The following is a 20,419-nucleotide window of genomic DNA, read 5'->3' as shown; positions in this document are numbered from 1 at the left end:
TCCCGATGGCTTTAATCGCTCGAGCCCGAAACAAGCGCAAGCCGGTCGCCGAGATGAACGTGGTGCCATACATCGACGTGATGCTGGTGCTGCTGGTTATCTTCATGGTGACCGCGCCTATGCTCAATCAGGGCGTGAAAGTGGATCTGCCCAAGGTTTCCAGTGAAGCCTTGCCGCAGGACAACAACACTCAGGTGCTGACCATTTCGATCAAGGCTGACAAGACCTACTACTGGAACCTTGGCAGCGAAGTCGACACTGAAAAGCAGCAGGACAGGGCCATGACGCTGCCGCAGATGACTGACGCGGTGACCAAGATCATTCGCGCCGGCAACGAAGGCGGCAAGCACACCCAGGTGTTCATTCGTGGCGACAAGTCGGTCGACTACGGCGCCGTCATGGGCGCGATGGGCGGGTTGCAGAAAGCCGGGGTCGGTAATGTTGGCTTGATTACCGAGGCGCCCTGATGCAGCAACAGCGAGAGCCGTCCGCCTCGGAAAGCTACTTCTGGCCTAGTGTCCTGGCAATTGGCTTGCACGTGCTGGTATTCGGCATGCTGTTCGTCAGTTTTGCCCTGACACCGGAGCTGCCGCCGGCCAAGCCGATTGTCCAGGCAACCTTGTACCAACTGAAATCGAAAAGTCAGGCAACCACCCAGACCAATCAGAAGATTGCGGGTGAGGCGAAGAAATCCGCCGCGCGCCAGACCGAAGTCGAGCAGATGGAGCAGAAAAAGGTCGAGCAGGAAGCGGTGAAGGCTGCGGAACAAAAGAAAGAAGAAGCGGCTCAAAAGGCCGAGGAAGCCAAGAAGGCCGACGAGGCGAAGAAAGCGGACGAGGCGAAAAAGGCGGATGACGCCAAGAAAGCCGACGACGCGAAGAAAGCCGAAGCCAAAAAGGCCGAAGAGAAACAATTGGCTGATATAGCCAAGAAGAAGGCTGAAGAAGAAGCTAAGGAAGAGGCCAAGAAAGAGGCCGCTGAAGAAGCCAAGAAGAAGATCGTCGAAGACGCGAAGAAGAAAGCCGCCGAAGACGCCAAGAAGAAAGCTGAAGCTGAAGAGGCGAAGAAGAAAGTCGCCGACGAAGCGAAGAAGAAAGCTGCTGCCGATGCTGCGAAGAAGAAAGCGCAGGACGCGGCACGTAAATCTACCGAAGACAAAAAGGCTCAGGCCCTGGCAGATTTGCTTTCCGACACGCCGCAGCGTCAGCAGGCCTTGGCCGATGAGCAGGGTGACGAAGTCGCGGGCAGTTTCGATGACCTGATTCGTGCGCGGGCAGCAGAAGGTTGGGCACGTCCACCTTCGGCACGCAAAGGCATGACGGTCGTGCTGCAAATCGGCATGTTGCCGGACGGTACGGTGACCTCGGTCAGCGTGGCCAAGTCCAGCGGCGACGGTCCGTTCGATGCTTCGGCAGTCGCGGCGGTCAAGAATATTGGACGTTTGACGGAAATGCAGGGAATGAAGCCGAGCGATTTCGCTCCGTATCGTTCATTCAAGATGACATTCACACCTGAGGATCTAGCCTTGTGAGAAACCTTCTTCGAGGAATGCTGGTCGTGATCTGCTGCATGGCAGGGATCGCGATGGCTGATGAAAAGAACATTCTGGTCACCAGCGGCAGCGATCGGGCAACGCCGATCGCCGTCGTACCATTCGGTTTCCAGGGCGGTGCAGTGCTGCCGGACGACATGGCAGAAATCATTGGTAATGACTTGCGGAACTCGGGCTACTACTCGCCGATTCCAAAGCAGAACATGATTGCCCAGCCAAGCCAGCCGAGTGAAATCATCTTCCGTGACTGGAAGGCGGTGGGTGCTCAATACATGATGGTCGGCAGCATTGTTCCAGCGGGCGGTCGCCTGCAGGTGCAATGGGCGCTGTTCAACGTGGCCACCGAACAGAAAGTGGCTGACGGCAGTGTTTCCGGTACCACCGAGCAACTGCGTGACATGGCGCACTACATCTCCGACCAGTCGTTCGAAAAACTTACCGGCATCAAAGGTGCGTTTTCGACCCGTCTGCTGTACGTGACAGCCGAGCGTTTCTCCGAGAAGAACACTCGCTACACCCTGCAGCGTTCGGACTACGACGGTGCCCGCGCCGTGACCCTGCTGCAATCGCGCGAGCCGATCCTGTCGCCGCGTTTCGCACCGGATGGCAAGCGTATCGCCTACGTGTCGTTCGAGCAGAAGCGTCCGCGCATCTTCATGCAGAACATCGACACCGGTCGCCGTGAGCAGATCACCAACTTCGAAGGCCTGAACGGCGCGCCTGCCTGGTCGCCGGATGGCAATCGCCTGGCCTTCGTGCTGTCCAAGGACGGCAACCCGGACATCTATGTGATGAACCTGGGTTCGCGTCAGATCACTCGCGTGACGGCAGGGCCTGGCATCAACACCGAACCGTACTGGGGCAAGGATGGTTCGACCATCTACTTCACCTCGGACCGTGGCGGCAAACCACAGATCTACAAAACCAGCGCCAGTGGCGGCGGTGCGGAGCGAGTGACCTTCATCGGTAACTACAACGCCAACCCGAAGCTTTCGGCTGATGAAAAGACCCTGGTGATGATCCATCGTCAGGACGGTTTCACCAATTTCAAGGTGGCGGCTCAGGATTTGCAGCGCGGAAGTGTAAAAATCCTAACTGATAGCACTCTGGACGAGTCGCCTACTGTTGCGCCCAACGGCACCATGGTAATCTACGCCACCCGCCAGCAGGGCCGGGGAGTCTTGATGCTCGTGTCCATTAATGGACGCGTGAGGCTCCCGCTTCCTACCGCTCAAGGCGAAGTCAGAGAACCGTCCTGGTCCCCTTACCTGAACTGACGCGGCGCTACACGTTTTACTTAACACACTGGGGTTCATTAGGAGTTTCACGATGGAAATGCTGAAGTTTGGTAAATTTGCTGCGCTGGCTCTGGCCATGGCTGTAGCTGTAGGTTGCTCGTCCAAAGGCGGCGACAACGCCGGTGAAGGCGCTGTTGATCCAAACGCTGGTTACGGCGCAAACACTGGTGCCGTTGACGGTTCCCTGAGCGAAGAAGCTGCTCTGCGCGCAATCACCACCTTCTACTTCGAATACGACAGCTCGGACCTGAAGCCAGAAGCCATGCGCGCTCTGGACGTTCACGCCAAAGACCTGAAAGCAAACGGCGCTCGCGTTGTTCTGGAAGGCAACACCGACGAACGTGGTACTCGTGAGTACAACATGGCACTGGGCGAGCGTCGTGCGAAAGCCGTTCAGCGCTACCTGGTACTGCAAGGTGTTTCCCCAGCTCAGCTGGAACTGGTTTCCTACGGCGAAGAGCGTCCAGTTGCTACCGGCAACGACGAGCAGTCCTGGGCTCAAAACCGTCGCGTCGAACTGCGTAAGTAATTCGATATGCGAACGTGCCGTCGTGCTGTAACTGTTCTGGCTCTCAGCCTCGCGCCGCTTGCGGCGTGGGCTGCGGTTCCTGTGGTCGATGACAACTCCGGTTATAACAATAGCGGGAGCAGTTATCCGCCTGCAGGTTACGGTACGAACGGCGCCTATGCCGGGGGAGCGGCTTCGGCCCCTGCCTCGGCACAGGGCATGCTGTTCAACCAATTGCAACAAATGCAGGATCAGATATCGCGCCAGCAAGGTGTGATCGAAGAACTGCAGAATCAGGTTGCGCGCATGAAGCAAGAGTCACTGGAGCGATACCAGGATCTTGATCGGCGCATAGGATCCGGTGCTGCACCTGCCGCGACTCCTGAGAATTCTTCTGCCGGTGGCGATGCAAGTGCTGCTGCCGGTGCTGCCGCTGGCGCCGGGGCTGCTGCCCAGGCACCTGCTGCGAGCAGTGAACCGGGTGATCCGGCCAAGGAAAAGCTGTATTACGATGCGGCTTTCGATCTGATCAAAGCCAAGGATTTCGACAAGGCCAGCCAGGCTTTCTCGGCATTCCTGCGCAAATACCCGAACAGCCAGTACGCGGGCAATGCCCAGTACTGGTTGGGCGAAGTCAATCTGGCAAAAGGCGATCTGCAAGGTGCGGGTCAAGCGTTTGCCAAGGTTTCGCAACTGTATCCCAAGCATGCCAAAGTGCCGGATTCGCTGTACAAGCTGGCTGACGTAGAGCGCCGCCTCGGTCACACCGACAAGGTCAAAGGCATTCTGCAGCAGGTGGTTTCCCAATACCCGGGGACCTCCGCAGCCCAGTTGGCCCAACGCGATCTGCAACGTATGTAATTGAGCTTCACCCCGTTTGGAAGAAACCCGCGCTTGTCGCGGGTTTTTTCGTTAGAATTCACGCCCTTTTTCTGAAACACGCTTCTTATGGCCTGCGCGTTGGCGGGGTTATCTGAAGTGCCTGACGGAGGCGGACAGCCTGTTTAGCTGTTACGCCCGTGGCGACTATGCAAGACACATTGAGAATCACCGAAGTTTTCTACTCGTTGCAGGGGGAAACGCGGACTGCCGGGCTGCCCACGGTTTTTGTGCGCCTGACCGGTTGCCCATTGCGTTGCCAATACTGCGACAGCGCCTACGCGTTCACTGGCGGTACGATCCGCACCCTCGACGACATCCTTGAGCAAGTGGCCGGGTTCCGCCCGCGCTATGTGTGTGTCACTGGCGGTGAGCCGCTGGCACAGCCCAATGCCATTCCCTTGCTCAAGCGCTTGTGTGATGCCGGTTACGAGGTCTCGCTGGAAACCAGCGGTGCCCTCGACGTTTCGGCAGTCGACTCGCGAGTCAGTCGCGTTGTCGACCTGAAGACACCCGGCTCGAAAGAGGCCCATCGCAACCGTTACGAGAATATCGAGCTGCTGACTCCCAACGACCAGGTGAAGTTTGTCATCTGTTCGCGGGAAGACTATGACTGGGCAGTTTCCAAACTGATCCAGTACGGGCTCGATCGACGTGCCGGCGAAGTTCTGTTTTCTCCAAGTCACCATGACCTCAACGCGAGGGATCTGGCGGACTGGGTGGTGGCAGATAATCTGCCAGTGCGGTTGCAACTGCAGCTGCATAAATATCTATGGAATGATGAGCCGGGGCGCTGAGATGACTGAACAAATGAACACGAGTGAAAAACGCGCAGTAATCCTGCTGTCCGGTGGCCTGGACTCAGCCACGGTCGTGGCGATGGCCCGGGCTGAAGGTTACGCCTGCTACACCATGAGCTTCGATTACGGTCAGCGTTCTCACGCTGAACTGCACGCCGCCGCCCGTGTTGCCCGTGATCTGGGTGTGGTCGAGCACAAGGTCATTGGCCTGAACCTGAACGGCATGGGCGGTTCGGCCCTGACCGATACCAGCATCGACATTCCTGAGGCGCTGGGTGAGGGCATTCCGGTGACTTACGTGCCGGCACGCAACACGGTGTTCCTGTCGCTGGCATTGGGCTGGGCTGAAGTGCTCGGCGCCCGTGACATCTTCATCGGCGTCAATGCGGTGGATTACTCCGGTTACCCGGATTGCCGTCCCGAGTTCATCGAGTCGTTCGAGCGTATGGCCAACCTGGCGACCAAGGCGGGCGTGGAAGGCAATGGCTTCCGCATTCAGGCGCCGCTGCAGAACTTGAGCAAGGCGCAGATCGTCCAGGCCGGCGTGAAGCTGGGTGTGGATTATGGTCTTACTGTTTCCTGCTATCAGGCCGACGATGAAGGCCGCGCATGCGGTAAATGCGACAGCTGCCGCCTGCGTGCAGAGGGCTTTGCGGCCGCTGGTGTGGACGACCCAACACATTATTTTTGATTTTTTTCAAAAAGGTGTTGAATAGTCCTTAAAAATCAGTATTATACGCGCCACCACACAGCGGGTCGTTAGCTCAGTTGGTAGAGCAGTTGGCTTTTAACCAATTGGTCGTAGGTTCGAATCCCACACGACCCACCATATTTGGCGGTTTAGAAAATCCGGAAGGCCCACGAAAGTGAGGATTTCCGGGTTTTTTTTTGCCTGCGATTCGGGTGAGCATTTCCTCAGCGCCGTCGGTGCTGACACAGGTCAGAATCATCTTTTGTATCAACGGGATATTCTGTAGCCTTGCGCAGCTTCAATGCTGTCCGTGCCTGATAATACTCACTCTCCCGGCGGTACCCTCAAGCGGTCCGGAGCCGGGTGTATACTCGACTTTCGCGCGAAAGCGCCTGCAGGTCTTGCGAACATGACGCAGATTTCCGAACGCCTTCTGGTTCAAGCCCACCTCGATGCCAAACAGCCCAAACCGCTGAGTGCCGAGGAAGAGGCCTATTACCGTTCCGCCATCGCTGCCGAGCTCAAGGCTCAGGACGCGGTGCTGGTTGCCCACTTCTATTGCGATCCGGTGATTCAGGCCCTGGCCGAAGAGACCGGAGGCTGTGTATCCGATTCCCTGGAGATGGCCCGCTTCGGTAACGCCCATCCGGCCAAGACCGTGGTGGTCGCCGGCGTGAAATTCATGGGTGAGACCGCGAAGATTCTCAACCCGGAAAAACGCGTGCTGATGCCGACCCTCGACGCGACGTGCTCGCTGGACCTGGGTTGCCCGGTAGATGAGTTCTCGGCGTTCTGTGATCAGCACCCGGAGCGCACGGTGGTGGTGTACGCCAACACCTCCGCAGCGGTCAAAGCCCGGGCTGACTGGGTCGTGACGTCGAGTTGCGCGCTGGAGATCGTCGAAAGCCTGATGGACAACGGCGAGACCATCATCTGGGGCCCGGACAAGCATCTGGGTACTTACATCCAGCGCAAGACCGGTGCCGACATGCTGCTGTGGGACGGCGCCTGCATCGTTCACGAGGAGTTCAAGTCCAAGCAGCTTGAAGACATGAAGGCGCTGTACCCGGACGCCGCCATTCTGGTGCACCCGGAGTCGCCGACCTCGGTGATCGAACTGGCGGATGCCGTCGGTTCGACCAGCCAGTTGATCGCTGCCGCGCAAAGCCTGCCGAACAAGACCCTGATTGTCGCTACCGATCGCGGCATCTTCTACAAGATGCAGCAGCTGTGCCCGGACAAGGTCTTCATCGAGGCGCCAACCGCCGGTAACGGCGCCGCATGCCGCAGTTGCGCACATTGCCCGTGGATGGCCATGAACACCCTTGAGCGAACGCTCAAGAGCCTCAAGGAAGGCACGAACGAGATCTTTGTTGATCCGGCGCTGATTCCGCAGGCGATCCGGCCTTTGAAGCGCATGCTGGACTTTACTCAGGCTGCGCGGATGAAGCTGGCGGGTAACGCCTAAGCTCTAAAGGCAGCATACAAAACCTGTGGGAGCGGGCTTGCTCGCGAAGGCGTCATATCAGTCAACATCTAACTCGACTGATACGATGCCTTCGCGAGCAGGCCCGCTCCCACAGTTGTTTCTGCGTTTTGGAGGGTTATTTGGTTTTCTTCGGAATCCGTACCAGGCGGGTATCGGAGTAGATGTCGTGCCAGGTGCGCTTCTGTTTGTCGTACAGCGACCAGAAGAACCCGAGCCCTGCGCACAGCCACGAAGCGATCGACACCATGAAGCGCAGCAGTGCCTGCCACAGGCTGATCGCGCTGCCATCGGCGTTCTGTACGCGAATCCCCCACACCTGCATGCCCAGTGTCTGGCCGCCATGGGTCCAGAACTTGGCGAAGAACGCAAACAGCACCAGCAGCAATACAGTGGAGTACAGCGGATCGCCATCCAGTTTGCCGGCATCGGTCATTGCGCGCAGACGCTCTTCGCCGATGATCGCTGCCTGGATCAGTTTGTAAACGAAGCCGGTCACGATCAGCAGGGCGGTGCACAGCAGAAAGTCATAAAACATCGCGGCCAAACGTCGACCGAGGCCTACGGCAGGAAAATCGCCCTGGGGAGTGAGCAGGTTTTTCGACATGGCAGCCTCTGGACGCAAAATGAAGCGCCATTTTACGGATTCGCGCGCACAAAAAAGCCCCTGATATCAATATCAGGGGCTTTTTCGTTACAGAAGATTAGCCTTCTGCTTGTACTTCGTCAGCCTGCATGCCTTTCTGGCCTTGCACTGCAACGAAGGTCACTTTCTGGCCTTCTTTCAGGCTTTTGAAGCCGTTGCCCTGAATAGCGCGGAAATGCACGAACAGATCCGGACCGCTTTCTGGAGTGATAAAACCAAAACCTTTCTCGTCGTTAAACCACTTGACGGTACCGCTCTGACGTTGGGACATTTCTTATTTCCTTTGACGCAAAAATTAATGACAGTCTCTTCCTCATGAAAGAGTACTGGGGCTGGTTGCAGGAGAGTAAGAAGACGTCGAACGGGATGTAGCTAACTTGTAGGCTACTGCCCAGGTCACGATTCCAAGCTGACCCATGCAAACACAGTGGACAAACTCTACGCCAACTACGGGAGAAAAAACAAGCCCCGCGAAGGCCCCGGTTTTCCTGCCCCTGCTGGCAGTTAGTCAGTTCACTAGTGCGGCTTGGACGATTAGCGGGTTCAATTGTTTTCGATCGTTATAAGCAAAGTTCATATTCGAATCGAATGTTAGAAAATGCACTTTTTTGTGGCGATTGCGTTACACATTAGTGCACGCATAACGCAATCGCGTTACTTATAGAAACAGTCAATCAACCGCGGTAGTAGCGTTGTGGAACAAATGGCATTTTGCTTACAAGCATTTGCACCTTTTTCCCACGGACGATGGCCCAGACTGGTGTGTCGAGGGTGACATAAGCGCTGTCGAGGTAACCCATCGCCAAAGGGCCGCCCAAGGTCGGCCCGAAGCCGCCGCTGCACACGCTGCCGATGATCTCGCCGGCTTCGTTGACGATTTCTGCGCCTTCACGCACGGGTGTGCGTTCTTGTGGCAGCAGGCCGACGCGTTTGCGGGCGACGCCGTTCTGCTGCTGAGCAAAAATGCTTTCTGCCCCCGGAAAACCGCCGGCCCGCGCGCCGTCGGCACGGCGAGGTTTGGACATCGCCCACAACAGGCTGGCTTCGATGGGTGTGGTGTCGGTGTTCATGTCGTGGCCGTACAGGCACAGGCCGGCTTCCAGGCGCAGCGAATCGCGGGCGCCGAGGCCGATGGCCTGGACCTCAGGCTCAGCGAGCAGAGCGCGGGCGAGTTTTTCCGCGTCAGCTGCAGGTACCGAGATCTCGAAACCGTCTTCACCGGTGTAACCGGAACGGCTGACGAAGCAATCCACGCCCAGCAGATTCACGCGGGCGAACTGCATGAAGGTCATCTTCGCGACTGCAGGCGCCAGGCGGGCCAGTACGGTGACGGCTGCCGGACCTTGCAGGGCGAGCAGGGCGCGCGCTTCGAACAGCTCCGTGATGGTGCACTGATCGCCGATGTGTTTTTGCAGATGCGCCAGGTCCTGATCCTTGCAGGCGGCATTGACCACCAGGAACAGTTCGTCGTTGCCGAGGTTGGCGACCATCAGGTCGTCGAGGATGCCACCGCTCTGGTTGGTGAACATCGCATAACGCTGCATGCCCACCGGCAAGTCGATGATGTCAACCGGTACCAGGGTTTCCAGGGCCTTGGCAGCGTTGGCACCGGTCAGACGGATCTGGCCCATGTGCGAGACGTCGAACAGTCCGGCTTGCTCACGGGTGTGCTGGTGTTCTTTCATCACGCCGAGCGGGTATTGCACCGGCATGTCGTAGCCAGCGAAGGGCACCATGCGGGCGCCAAGTTCGAGGTGCAGAGCGTGCAGCGGGGTTTTCGACAATGGTTCGGTGGACATGCGGAACTCCTTGATTCACTCCAACCCTCTCCCCAAGAGAGAGGGGGCTAATTAGCATTCGATAATGTTGACCGCCAGACCGCCACGGGCGGTCTCCTTGTATTTGCTTTTCATGTCGGCGCCGGTCTGGCGCATGGTGCGGATGACCTTGTCGAGCGAGACGAAGTGTTGTCCGTCGCCGCGCATCGCCATGCGCACCGCGTTGATCGCCTTCACCGAGCCCATCGCGTTGCGCTCGATGCACGGTACCTGCACCAGCCCGCCAATCGGGTCGCAGGTCAGGCCAAGGTTGTGTTCCATGCCGATTTCCGCAGCGTTCTCGACTTGCTGCACGCTGCCGCCGAGCACTTCACACAACGCGCCGGCCGCCATCGAACAGGCGACGCCGACCTCGCCCTGACAGCCGACTTCGGCGCCGGAGATCGAGGCGTTTTCCTTGTACAAAATGCCGATAGCGGCGGCGGTCAGCAGAAAGCGCACCACGCCGTCGTCATTCGCACCCGGGATAAAACGCATGTAGTAATGCAGCACCGCCGGGATGATCCCCGCCGCGCCGTTGGTGGGCGCAGTCACCACGCGCCCGCCGTTGGCGTTTTCTTCGTTGACTGCCAGCGCGTACAGGTTGACCCAGTCGAGCACCGACAGTGGATCGCGCAGCGCCGACTCCGGGTTCTTGCACAATTGCCGATGCAGCGCCGCCGCCCGGCGCTTGACCTTCAGCCCGCCCGGCAGGATGCCTTCGTTGCGGCATCCGGCAGCCACGCAGTCCTGCATCACTTGCCAGATCTTCAGCAAGCCGGCGCGGGTCTCCGCCTCCGGACGCCAGGCGCTTTCGTTGGTCAGCATCACCTGGCTGATCGACAGCCCATAAGTGGCGCAATGGCCAAGCAAGTCCTTGGCGCTTTTGAACGGGAAGGTCAGCGGCGTGGCGTCTTCGACGATGCGGTCGGCACCGGCGGCATCCTCGTCGACCACGAAACCACCGCCGACCGAGTAATACTCGCGGCTGCGGATCTGGATTCCCGCCGCGTCGAACGCACGGAAGATCATGCCGTTGGGGTGATAGGCCAGCGGCTTGCGGATCATTGCCAGGTGTTCTTTTTCGTTGAACGCGATGCTGTGTTCACCGAGCAGCTTCAGCCGGCCGTTGCCGCGAATCTCTTGCAGGCGCGTGGCGACGGTTTCGGTGTCGACAGTGTCGGGGTGTTCGCCCTCAAGGCCGAGCAACACGGCTTTGTCGCTGCCGTGCCCCTTGCCGGTGGCGCCGAGCGAGCCGTACAGCTCGACTTTGAGGGTGCTGGTTGCAGACAACAGGTCGTCCCGGCGCAGGCCTTCGGCGAAGCGCGCAGCGGCACGCATCGGGCCGACGGTGTGGGAACTGGAGGGACCGATGCCAATCTTGAACAGGTCGAACACGCTTAACGACATGAGTGGTTCTCCGGTTTCTTGTTATAGGAATTGGCGCAAGCTCAAGGCTGGACACAAATCCCCTGTGGGAGCGGGCTTGCTCGCGAATGCGGTGTGTCAGGCAACATTGATGGCGACTGATACACCGCATTCGCGAGCAAGCCCGCTCCCACTTTGGGATCTATGGTTTTGCTGAAATCGGGGCAGGTCAACCCGCCCCTCATCCGGTTAAGCGTAGCTTTCGATCGACGGGCAGGCGCACACCAGGTTGCGATCGCCGAACACGTTGTCGACACGGCCGACCGGCGGCCAGTATTTGCCTTCGATCAACGACGCCACTGGATACACCGCTTGCTCGCGGCTGTACGGGTGGGTCCACTCGCCAACCAGTTCTGCTGCGGTGTGCGGGGCGTTCTTCAGCGGGTTGTCGTCCTTGTCCAGGGTGCCGTTTTCCACTGCGCGGATTTCTTCGCGGATACGGATCATGGCGTCGCAGAAGCGGTCCAGTTCTTCCTTGGATTCACTTTCGGTCGGCTCGATCATCAGCGTGCCCGCTACCGGGAACGACATGGTCGGGGCGTGGAAGCCGAAGTCGATCAGGCGCTTGGCGACGTCATCAACGCTGATGCCGCTGCTGTCTTTCAGCGGACGCAGGTCGAGAATGCATTCGTGCGCCACCAGACCGTTGCTGCCGGTGTACAGCACCGGGTAGTGCTCTTCGAGGCGACGGGAAATGTAGTTGGCGTTGAGGATCGCCAGTTGCGAAGCACGTTTGAGACCCGCGCCGCCCATCATGCGAATGTACATCCAGGTGATCGGCAGAATGCTCGCGCTGCCGAACGGTGCTGCGCAGACCGCGCCTTCCTTGCGTTCCATCTGGCCATGGCCCGGCAGGAACGGAGTCAGGTGCGACTTGACGCCAATCGGGCCGACGCCCGGGCCGCCACCGCCGTGTGGAATGCAGAAGGTTTTGTGCAGGTTCAGGTGCGAGACGTCGCCGCCGAACTTGCCTGGTGCACAGAGGCCGACCATTGCGTTCATGTTCGCGCCGTCGATGTATACCTGGCCGCCGTTGTCGTGAATGATCCCGCAGATTTCGCGGATACCTTCTTCGAACACGCCGTGGGTCGACGGGTAGGTGATCATCAGCGCGGCGAGGTGTTCGCGGTGCTCGATGGCTTTGGCGCGGAGGTCTTCGATGTCGACGTTGCCACGCGCATCGCACGCGGTCACGACCACGCGCATGCCAGCCATGTTGGCGGTGGCCGGGTTGGTGCCGTGGGCGGACGAGGGGATCAGGCAGATGTCGCGGCGCTCATCGCCACGGCTCTGGTGGTAGGCGCGGATCGCCAGGAGGCCTGCGTATTCACCTTGCGAACCGGCATTCGGTTGCAGCGAGATCGCGTCGTAACCGGTGGCGGCGCAGAGCATCGCTTCCAGTTCGTCGGTCAGTTGCTGGTAACCGGCACTTTGTGCGGCTGGGGCGAACGGGTGCAGGGCGCCGAATTCGGCCCAGGTCACCGGGATCATTTCGCTGGCGGCGTTGAGTTTCATGGTGCACGAGCCCAGCGGGATCATGGTGCGATCCAGGGCCAGGTCCTTGTCCGCCAGCTTGCGCAGGTAGCGCATCAGCTCGGTTTCGGAGTGGTAACGGTTGAACACTGGATGGCTGAGGATTGGCGACTGACGTACCAGCGCGGCCGGGATGGTGCTTTGCACCGAGGCGGCCAGTGCGGCGAAGTCCGGCAGGGTCTTGCCGTCGGCGAACAGGCGCCACAGGGTTTCGATGTCAGCCTGAGTGGTGGTTTCGTCCACCGACAGGCCCAGACGCTGAGCGTCGATCACGCGCAGGTTGATCTGCGCAGCGTGCGCCTTGTCGTGCAACGCGGCGGTTTGTGCGCCGGTGGCCACGGTCAGGGTGTCGAAGAAACTGGCTTGTTCGACATTAGCGCCCAGTGCGCTCAGGCCCTTGGCCAGAATCGCGGTCAGGTGATGCACGCGGTTGGCGATCTGCGTCAGGCCTTTCGGGCCGTGGTAGACGGCGTACATGCTGGCGATGTTGGCCAACAGCACCTGTGCCGTGCAGATGTTCGACGTGGCCTTCTCGCGGCGGATGTGTTGCTCGCGGGTCTGCATCGCCAGACGCAGGGCCGGTTTGCCGAAACGGTCAACCGAGACGCCGACCAGACGGCCCGGCATGTCGCGCTTGAACGCATCCTTGGTGGAGAAGTACGCGGCGTGCGGGCCACCGAAGCCCAGCGGCACGCCAAAACGTTGCGCAGAACCGATAGCGACGTCGGCGCCAAACTCGCCCGGGGCGGTCAGCAGCGTCAGGGCCAGCAGGTCGGCAGCCACGGCCACCAGCGCGTTGGCGGCGTGGAAGCGTTCGGTCAGTTCGCGGTAGTCGAACACATCACCGTTGCTGGCCGGGTATTGCAGCAGCGCGCCGAAGAACGGCGTCACGTCGCTCAGTTCACGCTCGTCGCCCACGACCACATCGATACCCAGCGGCTCGGCACGGGTGCGCAGCACGTCGAGGGTTTGCGGATGGCTGTGGATCGAGGCGAAGAACTGGTGGCTGCCCTTGTTCTTGCTCAGGCGTTTGCAGAAGGTCATGGCTTCGGCAGCGGCGGTAGCTTCATCGAGCAGGGAAGCGTTGGCGATCGGCAGGCCGGTGAGATCGCTGATCAGGGTCTGGAAGTTCAGCAGCGCTTCGAGACGGCCCTGGGAAATTTCTGGTTGGTACGGCGTGTAAGCGGTGTACCAGGCCGGGTTTTCCAGCAGGTTGCGCAGGATCGGTGATGGCGTGTGGCAGTTGTAGTAGCCCTGGCCGATGTAGGTCTTGAACAGCTGGTTTTTGCCGGCGATCGATTTGATCATCGCCAGGGCGTCGGCTTCACTCAGGCCATCGTCCATGCCGAGCACGCTGGTGCCCTTGATGCTTTCCGGGATGACGCTGGCGCTCAGGGCTTCGAGCGAGTCGAAGCCGAGGCTGTTGAGCATGGCCTGCTCGTCACCGGCGCGCGGGCCGATATGACGGGCGATGAATTCGTTGGCGGTGCCGAGGTTTACTTGGGTCATGGCGCTACTCCTCAGGCTTCGGCTTGGGCTTTGATCAGACGGTCGTACGCATCCTGATCCAGCAGTTTCGCCACGGCCGATGCGTCGCTTGGTTTGAAACGGAAGAACCAGCCTTCGCCCAGCGGATCTTCGTTGACCAGTTCTGGAGCGTCTTCCAGCGCCGGGTTGACTTCCAGCACGTCGCCATCGAGGGGCATGTACACGCCGCTGGCGGCTTTCACCGATTCCACGGTGGCGGCTTCAGCGCCTTTTTCGTATGCCTGCAGCTCAGGCAGTTGCACGAACACCACGTCGCCCAGGGCGTTCTGCGCGAAAGCGGTGATGCCGACAGTAACGCTGCCGTCAGCTTCGGTGCGCAGCCATTCGTGATCTTCAGTAAAACGCAACTCGCTCATGGAAACTCCTAAGGGGGCCAGACTCGTCTGGTGGACGCGGTGGAAGGCTGGGGCGGTAATGCCCTGATTTTATGAGCGGTTACTTAGCAAGAACGCGGCCATCTTGAATTTATCTTTATAAAACAATGAGTTATTGGATTTAGCTGAGGACGGAGGGACGAGGCGTGTAGCGAAATCGCTACAGATCAGGGCAGGTAAAAAAGCTGAAGCGGATCAAAGCCTTGCACAGCGGTCGTTGAAGGAGGGTGTAGCGATATCGTTCCGCTGTAGCGCTTTCAGTACAGATTGAGGTCGTTTTTGAAAGGATTTCCAATCCGCCACATACCCTGTGGGAGCGGGCTTGCTCGCGAAGGCGTCGGGTCAGCCAGTATTTATGGTGACTGACACACCGCATTCGCGAGCAAGCCCGCTTGTATGTTTAGACTTGAAGGGGTGGGCGGGACTAAAAGCTCGATTCCGACTCTAGCCAGTACGGACCGTGGGAGACTTCTCGTTCCGCCCCTTCTACCTAAAGCGCCGATAAAGAATTCATCGGTAGAACCGACGATAGAGGCAAGCCAGCGCTACGGTAGACCCCAACAAGCACCTAAACCCTAGCTCCGAGGATTCGTCATGACAATCCTTACCTCGCCAACGGTAGTTGGTATCGATGTCGCCAAGGCCGAAATCGTCGTTTACCGCGAAGACTTGAAAAATATCCAGTTCATCAGCAACGATCGCGCATCGATTGGCCGCTGGCTCAAGACCCTACCTGCTCATAGCTCGATTGCCCTGGAGGCCACGAGCCTTTACCACCTCGATACGGCTGAGCTGGCTCACGGCATGGGGCACCGTGTTTATATTGTGGACCCTTACCGGGTGAGCCATTACCGCGAAGGTGTTGGTCAGAGAGCAAAAACTGACCCCTGCGATGCGCGCCTGCTGGCGCGTTATCTTTCCAGCGAGCAGCAACGACTGCGGGTCTGGAGTCCACCTCCTCAGCTCTATACCGTGCTGAAAAGCCTGCTTAATAAGCGTGCACAGCTGGTAAAAAACCACGCTGGCCTCATGCTGAGCTGGTCAAGCGAACCTCTTTTGAAAGAACTCTCGGTCCAAGAGCGGGAACACTTCAAACGCTCTGAACAGGTGATTCAGAAATTGCTGCGCGAAATCAGCGAGGAGGCGGGCATCACCGAAAATATCCGGCGCTGTAAGGCGATTGAAGGGATCGGTGAGTTGACGGCCACGGGCTTGGCTACCACTTTTATGCGTGGTGATTTCGCCAGCGCCGACGCTTTTATAGCCTTTTTGGGGATGGACTTGAGGGCAAAGGACTCAGGGAAAAAGCACAGTCCTCGCCACCTGAGCAAAAAAGGTGATGGAGAGTTAAGGCGTCTTGCGCACAATGCCGCAATGGCTGCCTGCCGGTCTCCTGTTTGGAAACCGTTCTATGAGTCCTACTTGGCAAGAGGTCTGGCCAGAACTCAAGCCTTGGTCATCCTCGCCCGCAAGCTCTGCCGAGTGGCATTCGCTCTCATGAAAAATCAGAGCGAATACCAACCGAATGTGAGGTTGCAGGGTTCCCCTGCAACATAGAATCTCCCACATTTTTGACCGAGTCCGGTTCAGGGCTTGTTGGGAATGCCGTATTTGCGTAGCCGATGAGCAATCGCCGTGTGCGAAGTCTGCAGGCGGCTCGCCAGTTGGCGGGTCGAGGGGTAGCTGACGTAGAGTTTTTCCAGCAGCGATCGCTCAAACGCTTCCACAGCTTGTTCGAGGCTGTCGACGTCGCTGTCGGTTTGCCGTGCGACCGAGGTGCCGGCGATGTCGAGATCGCCGATATCCACCAGGCTGCTTTCGCAAATCGCGGCGGCGCGGAAGATCACGTTCTGCAATTGCCGCACGTTGCCCGGCCAGCGGTTGCCAAGCAACGCCGGATAGGTGCCGGGGGCGAGGCGGCAAACCGGACGCTGAATCTGCGCACAGGCTTGCTGCATGAAGTAGCGCGCCAACAGCAGAATGTCCTGACCGCGTTCGCGCAGCGGCGGCACTTCAACGTTGAGCACGTTGAGGCGATAGAACAGGTCTTCGCGGAACAGGCCTTCGCTGACCATTTTTTCCAGATCGCGGTGGGTCGCGCTGAGAATGCGCACATTGACCTTGACCTCACGATCACCGCCAACGCGGCGGAAGCTGCCGTCGTTCAAGAAACGCAGCAATTTCGCCTGCAAGTACGGTGACATTTCGCCGATCTCATCGAGAAACACCGTGCCTTGGTTGGCCAGTTCCATCAGCCCCGGTTTACCACCGCGCGCCGCGCCGGTGAAGGCGCCTGGGGCGTAGCCGAACAGTTCGCTTTCGGCGAGGTTCTCCGGCAGCGCTGCGCAGTTCAATGCCAGAAAAGGCGCGCTGTGCCGCGCACTGATCGCGTGGCAGGCACGGGCGACCAGTTCTTTACCGGTGCCGGTTTCACCTTGAATCAACAGCGGCGCATCCAGGGCGGCAACGCGTTGAGCGCGCGCCTTGAGGGTGCGGATCGCCGGGGACTCGCCCAGTAACGCATCGAAACCTTCGGCATGGTCGTGGTGCAGTGCGGAAAGTTGTTCGCCGATGCGGTTCGGCTGATAGAGGGTCAGCAGCGCGCCGGCGTCGGTGATCGGTGTGGCGTCGAGCAACAGAGTCTGGCCGTTGACGGTGATTTCCCGCAGCGGCAGACGGAAACCTTGTTCGAGCAGGGTTTCCAGCAGGCCAGGATCGTTGAACAGTTCCGCGACACTCTCACCGGCCGGTTCGCGGCCGTACAACGCGATCAGCGCCGGGTTCGCCAGCAATACTTTCCCGGCGCTGTCGAGGGCGAGTACCGGGTCGGTCATCGCCGCCAGCAATGCATCAAGCTGCAAGTGCCGACGCTGGCCGGGGAGGATATCGACCACGGTCACCGCCTCCACACCGAGCACCCGAAACAGCGCATCTTTGAGTTCTTCGAGCACTTGCGGGCTCAAGGTCGGCGCGTCGATGTAGACGTTGGGCGGAATCATCTCCACCGCATCCAGATTGAGATTACGCCCACCGAGGATAGCCAGGACTTCCTGGGTGATGCCGACGCGGTCGATGAAGCTGACGTGGATACGCATGGGGCGGTTCAGTGTTCTGCAGTGCGGAGGGTGGCAAGTATGCCTTGGGGCGGGGCAATGGTGAAATGTATGGCGCTTTTCAGCGCTACACAGATCTCTTGTGGGAGCGGGCTTGCTCGCGAAGGCGTCAGGTCAGACAGCATGTATGGTGACTGACCTGACGCCTTCGCGAGCAAGCCCGCTCCCACAGGGGGGGAGTGTGCTGTGTTCGGGTTATTCGAAGTGTTCGATGTTCACCGGGTCGCCGGATTTCATATTCAACTGCACCCGGATGTCTTCAAACATCAGATCGTAATGCTTGTGCACCGAGCCGATCTGGCTGTGCGTCCTGGGAATCCCGTACTTCTCGGCAATTCGTGTCACGTTGTTGGCAAAGTTGTACGCCTCCTCCTTGGGCAGGAAGAAGGTCTCTTTCATGTCCTTGCCCTGGATGCTGCCGTGCAGGGTGAACTGGATGCCTTTGCCTTTTCCAGGATCGGTGAATAACTCATAGTCGAGGTGCACGTTGTAGCTGACGTCATCCGGCGTCAACGCATGCCGCTCAATATGCAAATGACCGGGTTCGAATTGGGCCATGGGTTTCTCCTTTCAAGGCATGGGAGAAGGGCAGACCCTGAGCCTGCCCCCGCAGTTTCTAATTATCGATAGCTGATGCCGGGCTTCGCGGTGGTCACGCGAGTACCGGCAGTGCCCTGGACAATCGCTTCGATGTCCGCCAGCGAGCCGATCACCGCGACCTTGCCAGTATGGCGCGCGAATTCGCAGGCTGCCTGCACCTTCGGTCCCATGGAGCCGGCGGCAAAGCCAAGGCGTTCGAGTTCGTCCGGATGCGCTTCGGCGATGGCTTTCTGCGTCGGTTTGCCGTAGTCGATGAACGCCGCGTTGACGTCAGTGGCGATCACCAGCAGGTCGGCTTCCAGTTGTTCGGCGAGCAGCGACGAGCACAGATCCTTGTCGATCACCGCCTCGATGCCCTTGAGGTTGCGGTGCTCGTCGTACAGGGTCGGAATCCCGCCGCCGCCGGCGCAGATTACGATGCTGCCCTTGTCCAGCAGCCACTTGATCGGGCGGATTTCGAAGATCCGTTTCGGCCGTGGGCTGGCGACCACACGGCGGAACTTGTCACCGTCCGGGGCGATGGCCCAGCCTTTTTCGGCGGCGAGTTTTTCCGCTTCGGCCTTGTCGTAGACCGGGCCGATCGGTTTGGTCGGGTTCTGGAACGCCGGGTCCTTGGCGTCGACTTCAACCTGGGTCAGCAAAGTGGCGAACGGCACCTCGAAGTCCAGCAGGTTGCCCAGTTCCTGTTCGATGATGTAGCCGATCATGCCTTCGGTTTCGGCACCGAGCACGTCCAGCGGGTAAGGGGTGACGGAGGTATACGCCGCCGCCTGCAGCGACAGCAGGCCGACTTGCGGGCCATTGCCGTGGGCGATGACCAGTTGGTTGCCGGGGTGGATCTTGGCGATTTGCTCGGTGGCGATGCGGATGTTGGCGCGCTGATTGTCAGCGGTCATCGGTTCGCCACGGCGGAGCAGGGCGTTGCCGCCCAGAGCTACGACGATACGCATGGTGCATGTCCTTCTAATCAGAGGAGAGGCAAACGACTCGGTCGTACTGCCAGAACCGGGGGCCTTGGTGGGAGGGGGCTTGCTCCCGAAGGTGGTGTGTCAGGCTCCATGAATGTTGCCTGATATGGCCTCTTCGCGAGCAAGCCTGCTCCCACATTTGGATCCGGTTCCTTCAGTGAGTTGTTACAGGTCAGCCAGGGTCGAGACCAGGATCGCCTTGATGGTGTGCATGCGGTTTTCCGCTTGCTCGAAGGCGATGCAGGCTGGCGACTCGAACACGTCGTCGGTCACTTCGATGCCGTTGGCCAGGTGCGGATACTGTTCGGCGATCTGTTTGCCGACCTTGGTATCGCTGTTGTGGAACGCCGGCAGGCAATGCATGAACTTGGTGCGTGGGTTGCCGGTGGCTTTCATCAGCTCTTTGTTGACCTGGTACGGCAGCAGTTGCTGGATACGCTCGGCCCACGCTTCAACCGGTTCGCCCATCGACACCCAGACGTCGGTGTGGATGAAGTCGACGCCTTTGACGGCAGCTTTCGGGTCTTCGGTGAGGGTGATGCGTGCGCCGGATTCTTCCGCGTATTTCTTGCAGCGATCGACCAGATCATCATGCGGCCACAGGGCTTTCGGCGCGCAGATGCGCACGTCCATGCCGAGTTTGGCGCCGACCAGCAGCAGCGAGTTGCCCATGTTGTTGCGCGCATCGCCAAGGTAGGCGTAGCTGATGTCATGGATGGGTTTGTCGGCGTGTTCACGCATGGTCAGCACGTCGGCGATCATTTGTGTCGGGTGATATTCGTCGGTCAGGCCGTTGAACACCGGTACACCGGCGAACTTCGCCAGCTCTTCGACGATTTCCTGTTTGAAGCCACGGTACTCAATGGCGTCGTACATGCGACCCAGCACGCGGGCCGTGTCTTTCATGCTTTCCTTGTGACCGATCTGCGAAGAGTTCGGGTCGATGTAGGTGACGTTGGCGCCTTGGTCATACGCGGCCACTTCGAACGCGCAGCGGGTGCGGGTCGAGGTTTTTTCGAAGATCAGGGCGATGTTGTTGCCCTTGAGGTGTTGCTGCTCGGTGCCGGTGTATTTGGCGCGTTTCAGGTCGCGGGACAGGTCGAGCAGGTAACGCAGCTCACGTGGGGTGTGGTGTTCCAGGCTGAGCAGGTTACGGTTGTGAATGTTGAACGCCATGA

General features: G+C 59.3%; 19 protein-coding genes and 1 tRNA gene. 10 read left to right on the top strand and 10 right to left on the bottom strand.

The genetic code is table 11. The features are described from left to right. The first annotated feature begins 14 nt into the window (after window positions 1–14). The 9 genes from tolR to nadA all read left to right on the top strand — a co-directional run bounded on the left by tolR (window position 15) and on the right by nadA (window position 7,196). Window positions 15–467 carry a protein TolR gene (gene tolR / locus AC0J41_RS19785; RefSeq protein ID WP_177327371.1) on the top strand — a complete coding sequence of 151 codons (453 nt, stop codon included), beginning with the start codon at window positions 15–17 and terminating at the stop codon, window positions 465–467. After that, complete coding sequence (tolA, locus tag AC0J41_RS19780; protein ID WP_025112792.1) at window positions 467–1,531, top strand: cell envelope integrity protein TolA; 1,065 nt, start codon at window positions 467–469, stop codon at window positions 1,529–1,531. Before tolR ends, tolA begins: the two co-directional genes overlap by 1 nt. Before the next feature lie 17 nt (window positions 1,532–1,548). Beyond that, window positions 1,549–2,829, top strand: a complete 1,281-nt coding sequence (gene tolB / locus AC0J41_RS19775; RefSeq protein ID WP_177327372.1) for a Tol-Pal system beta propeller repeat protein TolB — start codon at window positions 1,549–1,551, stop codon at window positions 2,827–2,829. Between the two features lie 52 nt (window positions 2,830–2,881). Further along, window positions 2,882–3,379: a peptidoglycan-associated lipoprotein Pal gene (gene pal / locus AC0J41_RS19770; RefSeq protein ID WP_003178634.1), complete on the top strand. Its 498-nt coding sequence runs from the start codon at window positions 2,882–2,884 to the stop codon at window positions 3,377–3,379. A gap of 6 nt (window positions 3,380–3,385) precedes the next feature. Then, a complete protein-coding gene (gene ybgF, locus AC0J41_RS19765) occupies window positions 3,386–4,219 on the top strand; it encodes a tol-pal system protein YbgF (protein ID WP_025112794.1) in 834 nt (277 codons plus the stop codon). Window positions 4,220–4,386: 167 nt separating this feature from the next. Further along, a complete protein-coding gene (queE, locus tag AC0J41_RS19760) occupies window positions 4,387–5,034 on the top strand; it encodes a 7-carboxy-7-deazaguanine synthase QueE (RefSeq protein ID WP_207847997.1) in 648 nt (215 codons plus the stop codon). Between the two features lies 1 nt (window position 5,035). After that, window positions 5,036–5,728 carry a 7-cyano-7-deazaguanine synthase QueC gene (gene queC, locus AC0J41_RS19755; protein ID WP_473013381.1) on the top strand — a complete coding sequence of 231 codons (693 nt, stop codon included), beginning with the start codon at window positions 5,036–5,038 and terminating at the stop codon, window positions 5,726–5,728. 62 nt (window positions 5,729–5,790) lie between these two features. Beyond that, a tRNA-Lys gene (locus AC0J41_RS19750) sits at window positions 5,791–5,866 on the top strand. Window positions 5,867–6,137: 271 nt separating this feature from the next. Further along, window positions 6,138–7,196, top strand: a complete 1,059-nt coding sequence (gene nadA, locus AC0J41_RS19745) for a quinolinate synthase NadA (protein WP_025112797.1) — start codon at window positions 6,138–6,140, stop codon at window positions 7,194–7,196. Between the two features lie 136 nt (window positions 7,197–7,332). Here nadA and AC0J41_RS19740 read toward each other — a convergent pair whose 3' ends face one another. The 6 genes from AC0J41_RS19740 to gcvH form a co-directional block, all read right to left on the bottom strand. Beyond that, window positions 7,333–7,821: an RDD family protein gene (locus AC0J41_RS19740; RefSeq protein ID WP_025112798.1), complete on the bottom strand. Its 489-nt coding sequence runs from the start codon at window positions 7,819–7,821 to the stop codon at window positions 7,333–7,335. Between the two features lie 97 nt (window positions 7,822–7,918). Beyond that, on the bottom strand, window positions 7,919–8,131 hold the full coding sequence (locus tag AC0J41_RS19735; RefSeq protein ID WP_007934683.1) for a cold-shock protein: 213 nt from the start codon (window positions 8,129–8,131) through the stop codon (window positions 7,919–7,921). Window positions 8,132–8,534: 403 nt separating this feature from the next. Continuing rightward, complete coding sequence (gene gcvT / locus AC0J41_RS19730) at window positions 8,535–9,659, bottom strand: glycine cleavage system aminomethyltransferase GcvT (RefSeq protein WP_473013380.1); 1,125 nt, start codon at window positions 9,657–9,659, stop codon at window positions 8,535–8,537. 51 nt (window positions 9,660–9,710) lie between these two features. After that, complete coding sequence (locus AC0J41_RS19725) at window positions 9,711–11,087, bottom strand: L-serine ammonia-lyase (protein WP_473013379.1); 1,377 nt, start codon at window positions 11,085–11,087, stop codon at window positions 9,711–9,713. 207 nt (window positions 11,088–11,294) lie between these two features. Further along, a complete protein-coding gene (gcvP, locus tag AC0J41_RS19720) occupies window positions 11,295–14,147 on the bottom strand; it encodes an aminomethyl-transferring glycine dehydrogenase (protein ID WP_473013378.1) in 2,853 nt (950 codons plus the stop codon). A gap of 11 nt (window positions 14,148–14,158) precedes the next feature. Further along, window positions 14,159–14,542 carry a glycine cleavage system protein GcvH gene (gene gcvH, locus AC0J41_RS19715; RefSeq protein ID WP_025112802.1) on the bottom strand — a complete coding sequence of 128 codons (384 nt, stop codon included), beginning with the start codon at window positions 14,540–14,542 and terminating at the stop codon, window positions 14,159–14,161. Between the two features lie 612 nt (window positions 14,543–15,154). Between gcvH and AC0J41_RS19710 the strand changes: the two genes are divergently transcribed. Further along, window positions 15,155–16,117: an IS110 family transposase gene (locus AC0J41_RS19710; RefSeq protein WP_473013377.1), complete on the top strand. Its 963-nt coding sequence runs from the start codon at window positions 15,155–15,157 to the stop codon at window positions 16,115–16,117. A gap of 29 nt (window positions 16,118–16,146) precedes the next feature. On the opposite strand, the gene AC0J41_RS19705 is transcribed toward AC0J41_RS19710, so the two are convergent. The 4 genes from AC0J41_RS19705 to AC0J41_RS19690 form a co-directional block, all read right to left on the bottom strand. Beyond that, window positions 16,147–17,655 (bottom strand): sigma-54-dependent transcriptional regulator, encoded by a 1,509-nt coding sequence (locus tag AC0J41_RS19705; RefSeq protein ID WP_025112803.1) that lies wholly within the window; start codon window positions 17,653–17,655, stop codon window positions 16,147–16,149. A 213-nt stretch (window positions 17,656–17,868) separates the two neighbouring features. Continuing rightward, window positions 17,869–18,231, bottom strand: coding sequence for a DUF5064 family protein (locus tag AC0J41_RS19700; protein ID WP_025112804.1), 363 nt, complete (start codon window positions 18,229–18,231; stop codon window positions 17,869–17,871). Window positions 18,232–18,293: 62 nt separating this feature from the next. After that, on the bottom strand, window positions 18,294–19,223 hold the full coding sequence (arcC, locus tag AC0J41_RS19695; protein WP_025112805.1) for a carbamate kinase: 930 nt from the start codon (window positions 19,221–19,223) through the stop codon (window positions 18,294–18,296). Between the two features lie 183 nt (window positions 19,224–19,406). Beyond that, window positions 19,407–20,417, bottom strand: a complete 1,011-nt coding sequence (locus AC0J41_RS19690) for an ornithine carbamoyltransferase (protein ID WP_025112806.1) — start codon at window positions 20,415–20,417, stop codon at window positions 19,407–19,409. Window positions 20,418–20,419: the final 2 nt, after the last annotated feature.

It is taken from the genome of Pseudomonas sp. Arb-4-2C, from assembly GCF_055755015.1.
This window is presented reverse-complemented; position numbering and strand designations above follow the sequence as displayed.

Excerpts from the sequence above, each read along its gene's own strand:
- queE (WP_207847997.1), top strand. The coding sequence starts at position 4,387 with ATGCAAGACACATTGAGAATCACCGAAGTTTTCTACTCGTTGCAGGGG.
- gcvH (WP_025112802.1), bottom strand. The coding sequence starts at position 14,542 with ATGAGCGAGTTGCGTTTTACTGAAGATCACGAATGGCTGCGCACCGAA.
- pal (WP_003178634.1), top strand. The coding sequence starts at position 2,882 with ATGGAAATGCTGAAGTTTGGTAAATTTGCTGCGCTGGCTCTGGCCATG.
- AC0J41_RS19740 (WP_025112798.1), bottom strand. The coding sequence starts at position 7,821 with ATGTCGAAAAACCTGCTCACTCCCCAGGGCGATTTTCCTGCCGTAGGC.
- AC0J41_RS19690 (WP_025112806.1), bottom strand. The coding sequence starts at position 20,417 with ATGGCGTTCAACATTCACAACCGTAACCTGCTCAGCCTGGAACACCAC.
- tolB (WP_177327372.1), top strand. The coding sequence starts at position 1,549 with ATGCTGGTCGTGATCTGCTGCATGGCAGGGATCGCGATGGCTGATGAA.
- AC0J41_RS19725 (WP_473013379.1), bottom strand. The coding sequence starts at position 11,087 with ATGTCGTTAAGCGTGTTCGACCTGTTCAAGATTGGCATCGGTCCCTCC.
- gcvT (WP_473013380.1), bottom strand. The coding sequence starts at position 9,659 with ATGTCCACCGAACCATTGTCGAAAACCCCGCTGCACGCTCTGCACCTC.
- AC0J41_RS19735 (WP_007934683.1), bottom strand. The coding sequence starts at position 8,131 with ATGTCCCAACGTCAGAGCGGTACCGTCAAGTGGTTTAACGACGAGAAA.
- AC0J41_RS19710 (WP_473013377.1), top strand. The coding sequence starts at position 15,155 with ATGACAATCCTTACCTCGCCAACGGTAGTTGGTATCGATGTCGCCAAG.
- ybgF (WP_025112794.1), top strand. The coding sequence starts at position 3,386 with ATGCGAACGTGCCGTCGTGCTGTAACTGTTCTGGCTCTCAGCCTCGCG.
- arcC (WP_025112805.1), bottom strand. The coding sequence starts at position 19,223 with ATGCGTATCGTCGTAGCTCTGGGCGGCAACGCCCTGCTCCGCCGTGGC.
- AC0J41_RS19705 (WP_025112803.1), bottom strand. The coding sequence starts at position 17,655 with ATGCGTATCCACGTCAGCTTCATCGACCGCGTCGGCATCACCCAGGAA.
- queC (WP_473013381.1), top strand. The coding sequence starts at position 5,036 with ATGACTGAACAAATGAACACGAGTGAAAAACGCGCAGTAATCCTGCTG.
- AC0J41_RS19700 (WP_025112804.1), bottom strand. The coding sequence starts at position 18,231 with ATGGCCCAATTCGAACCCGGTCATTTGCATATTGAGCGGCATGCGTTG.
- gcvP (WP_473013378.1), bottom strand. The coding sequence starts at position 14,147 with ATGACCCAAGTAAACCTCGGCACCGCCAACGAATTCATCGCCCGTCAT.
- tolA (WP_025112792.1), top strand. The coding sequence starts at position 467 with ATGCAGCAACAGCGAGAGCCGTCCGCCTCGGAAAGCTACTTCTGGCCT.
- nadA (WP_025112797.1), top strand. The coding sequence starts at position 6,138 with ATGACGCAGATTTCCGAACGCCTTCTGGTTCAAGCCCACCTCGATGCC.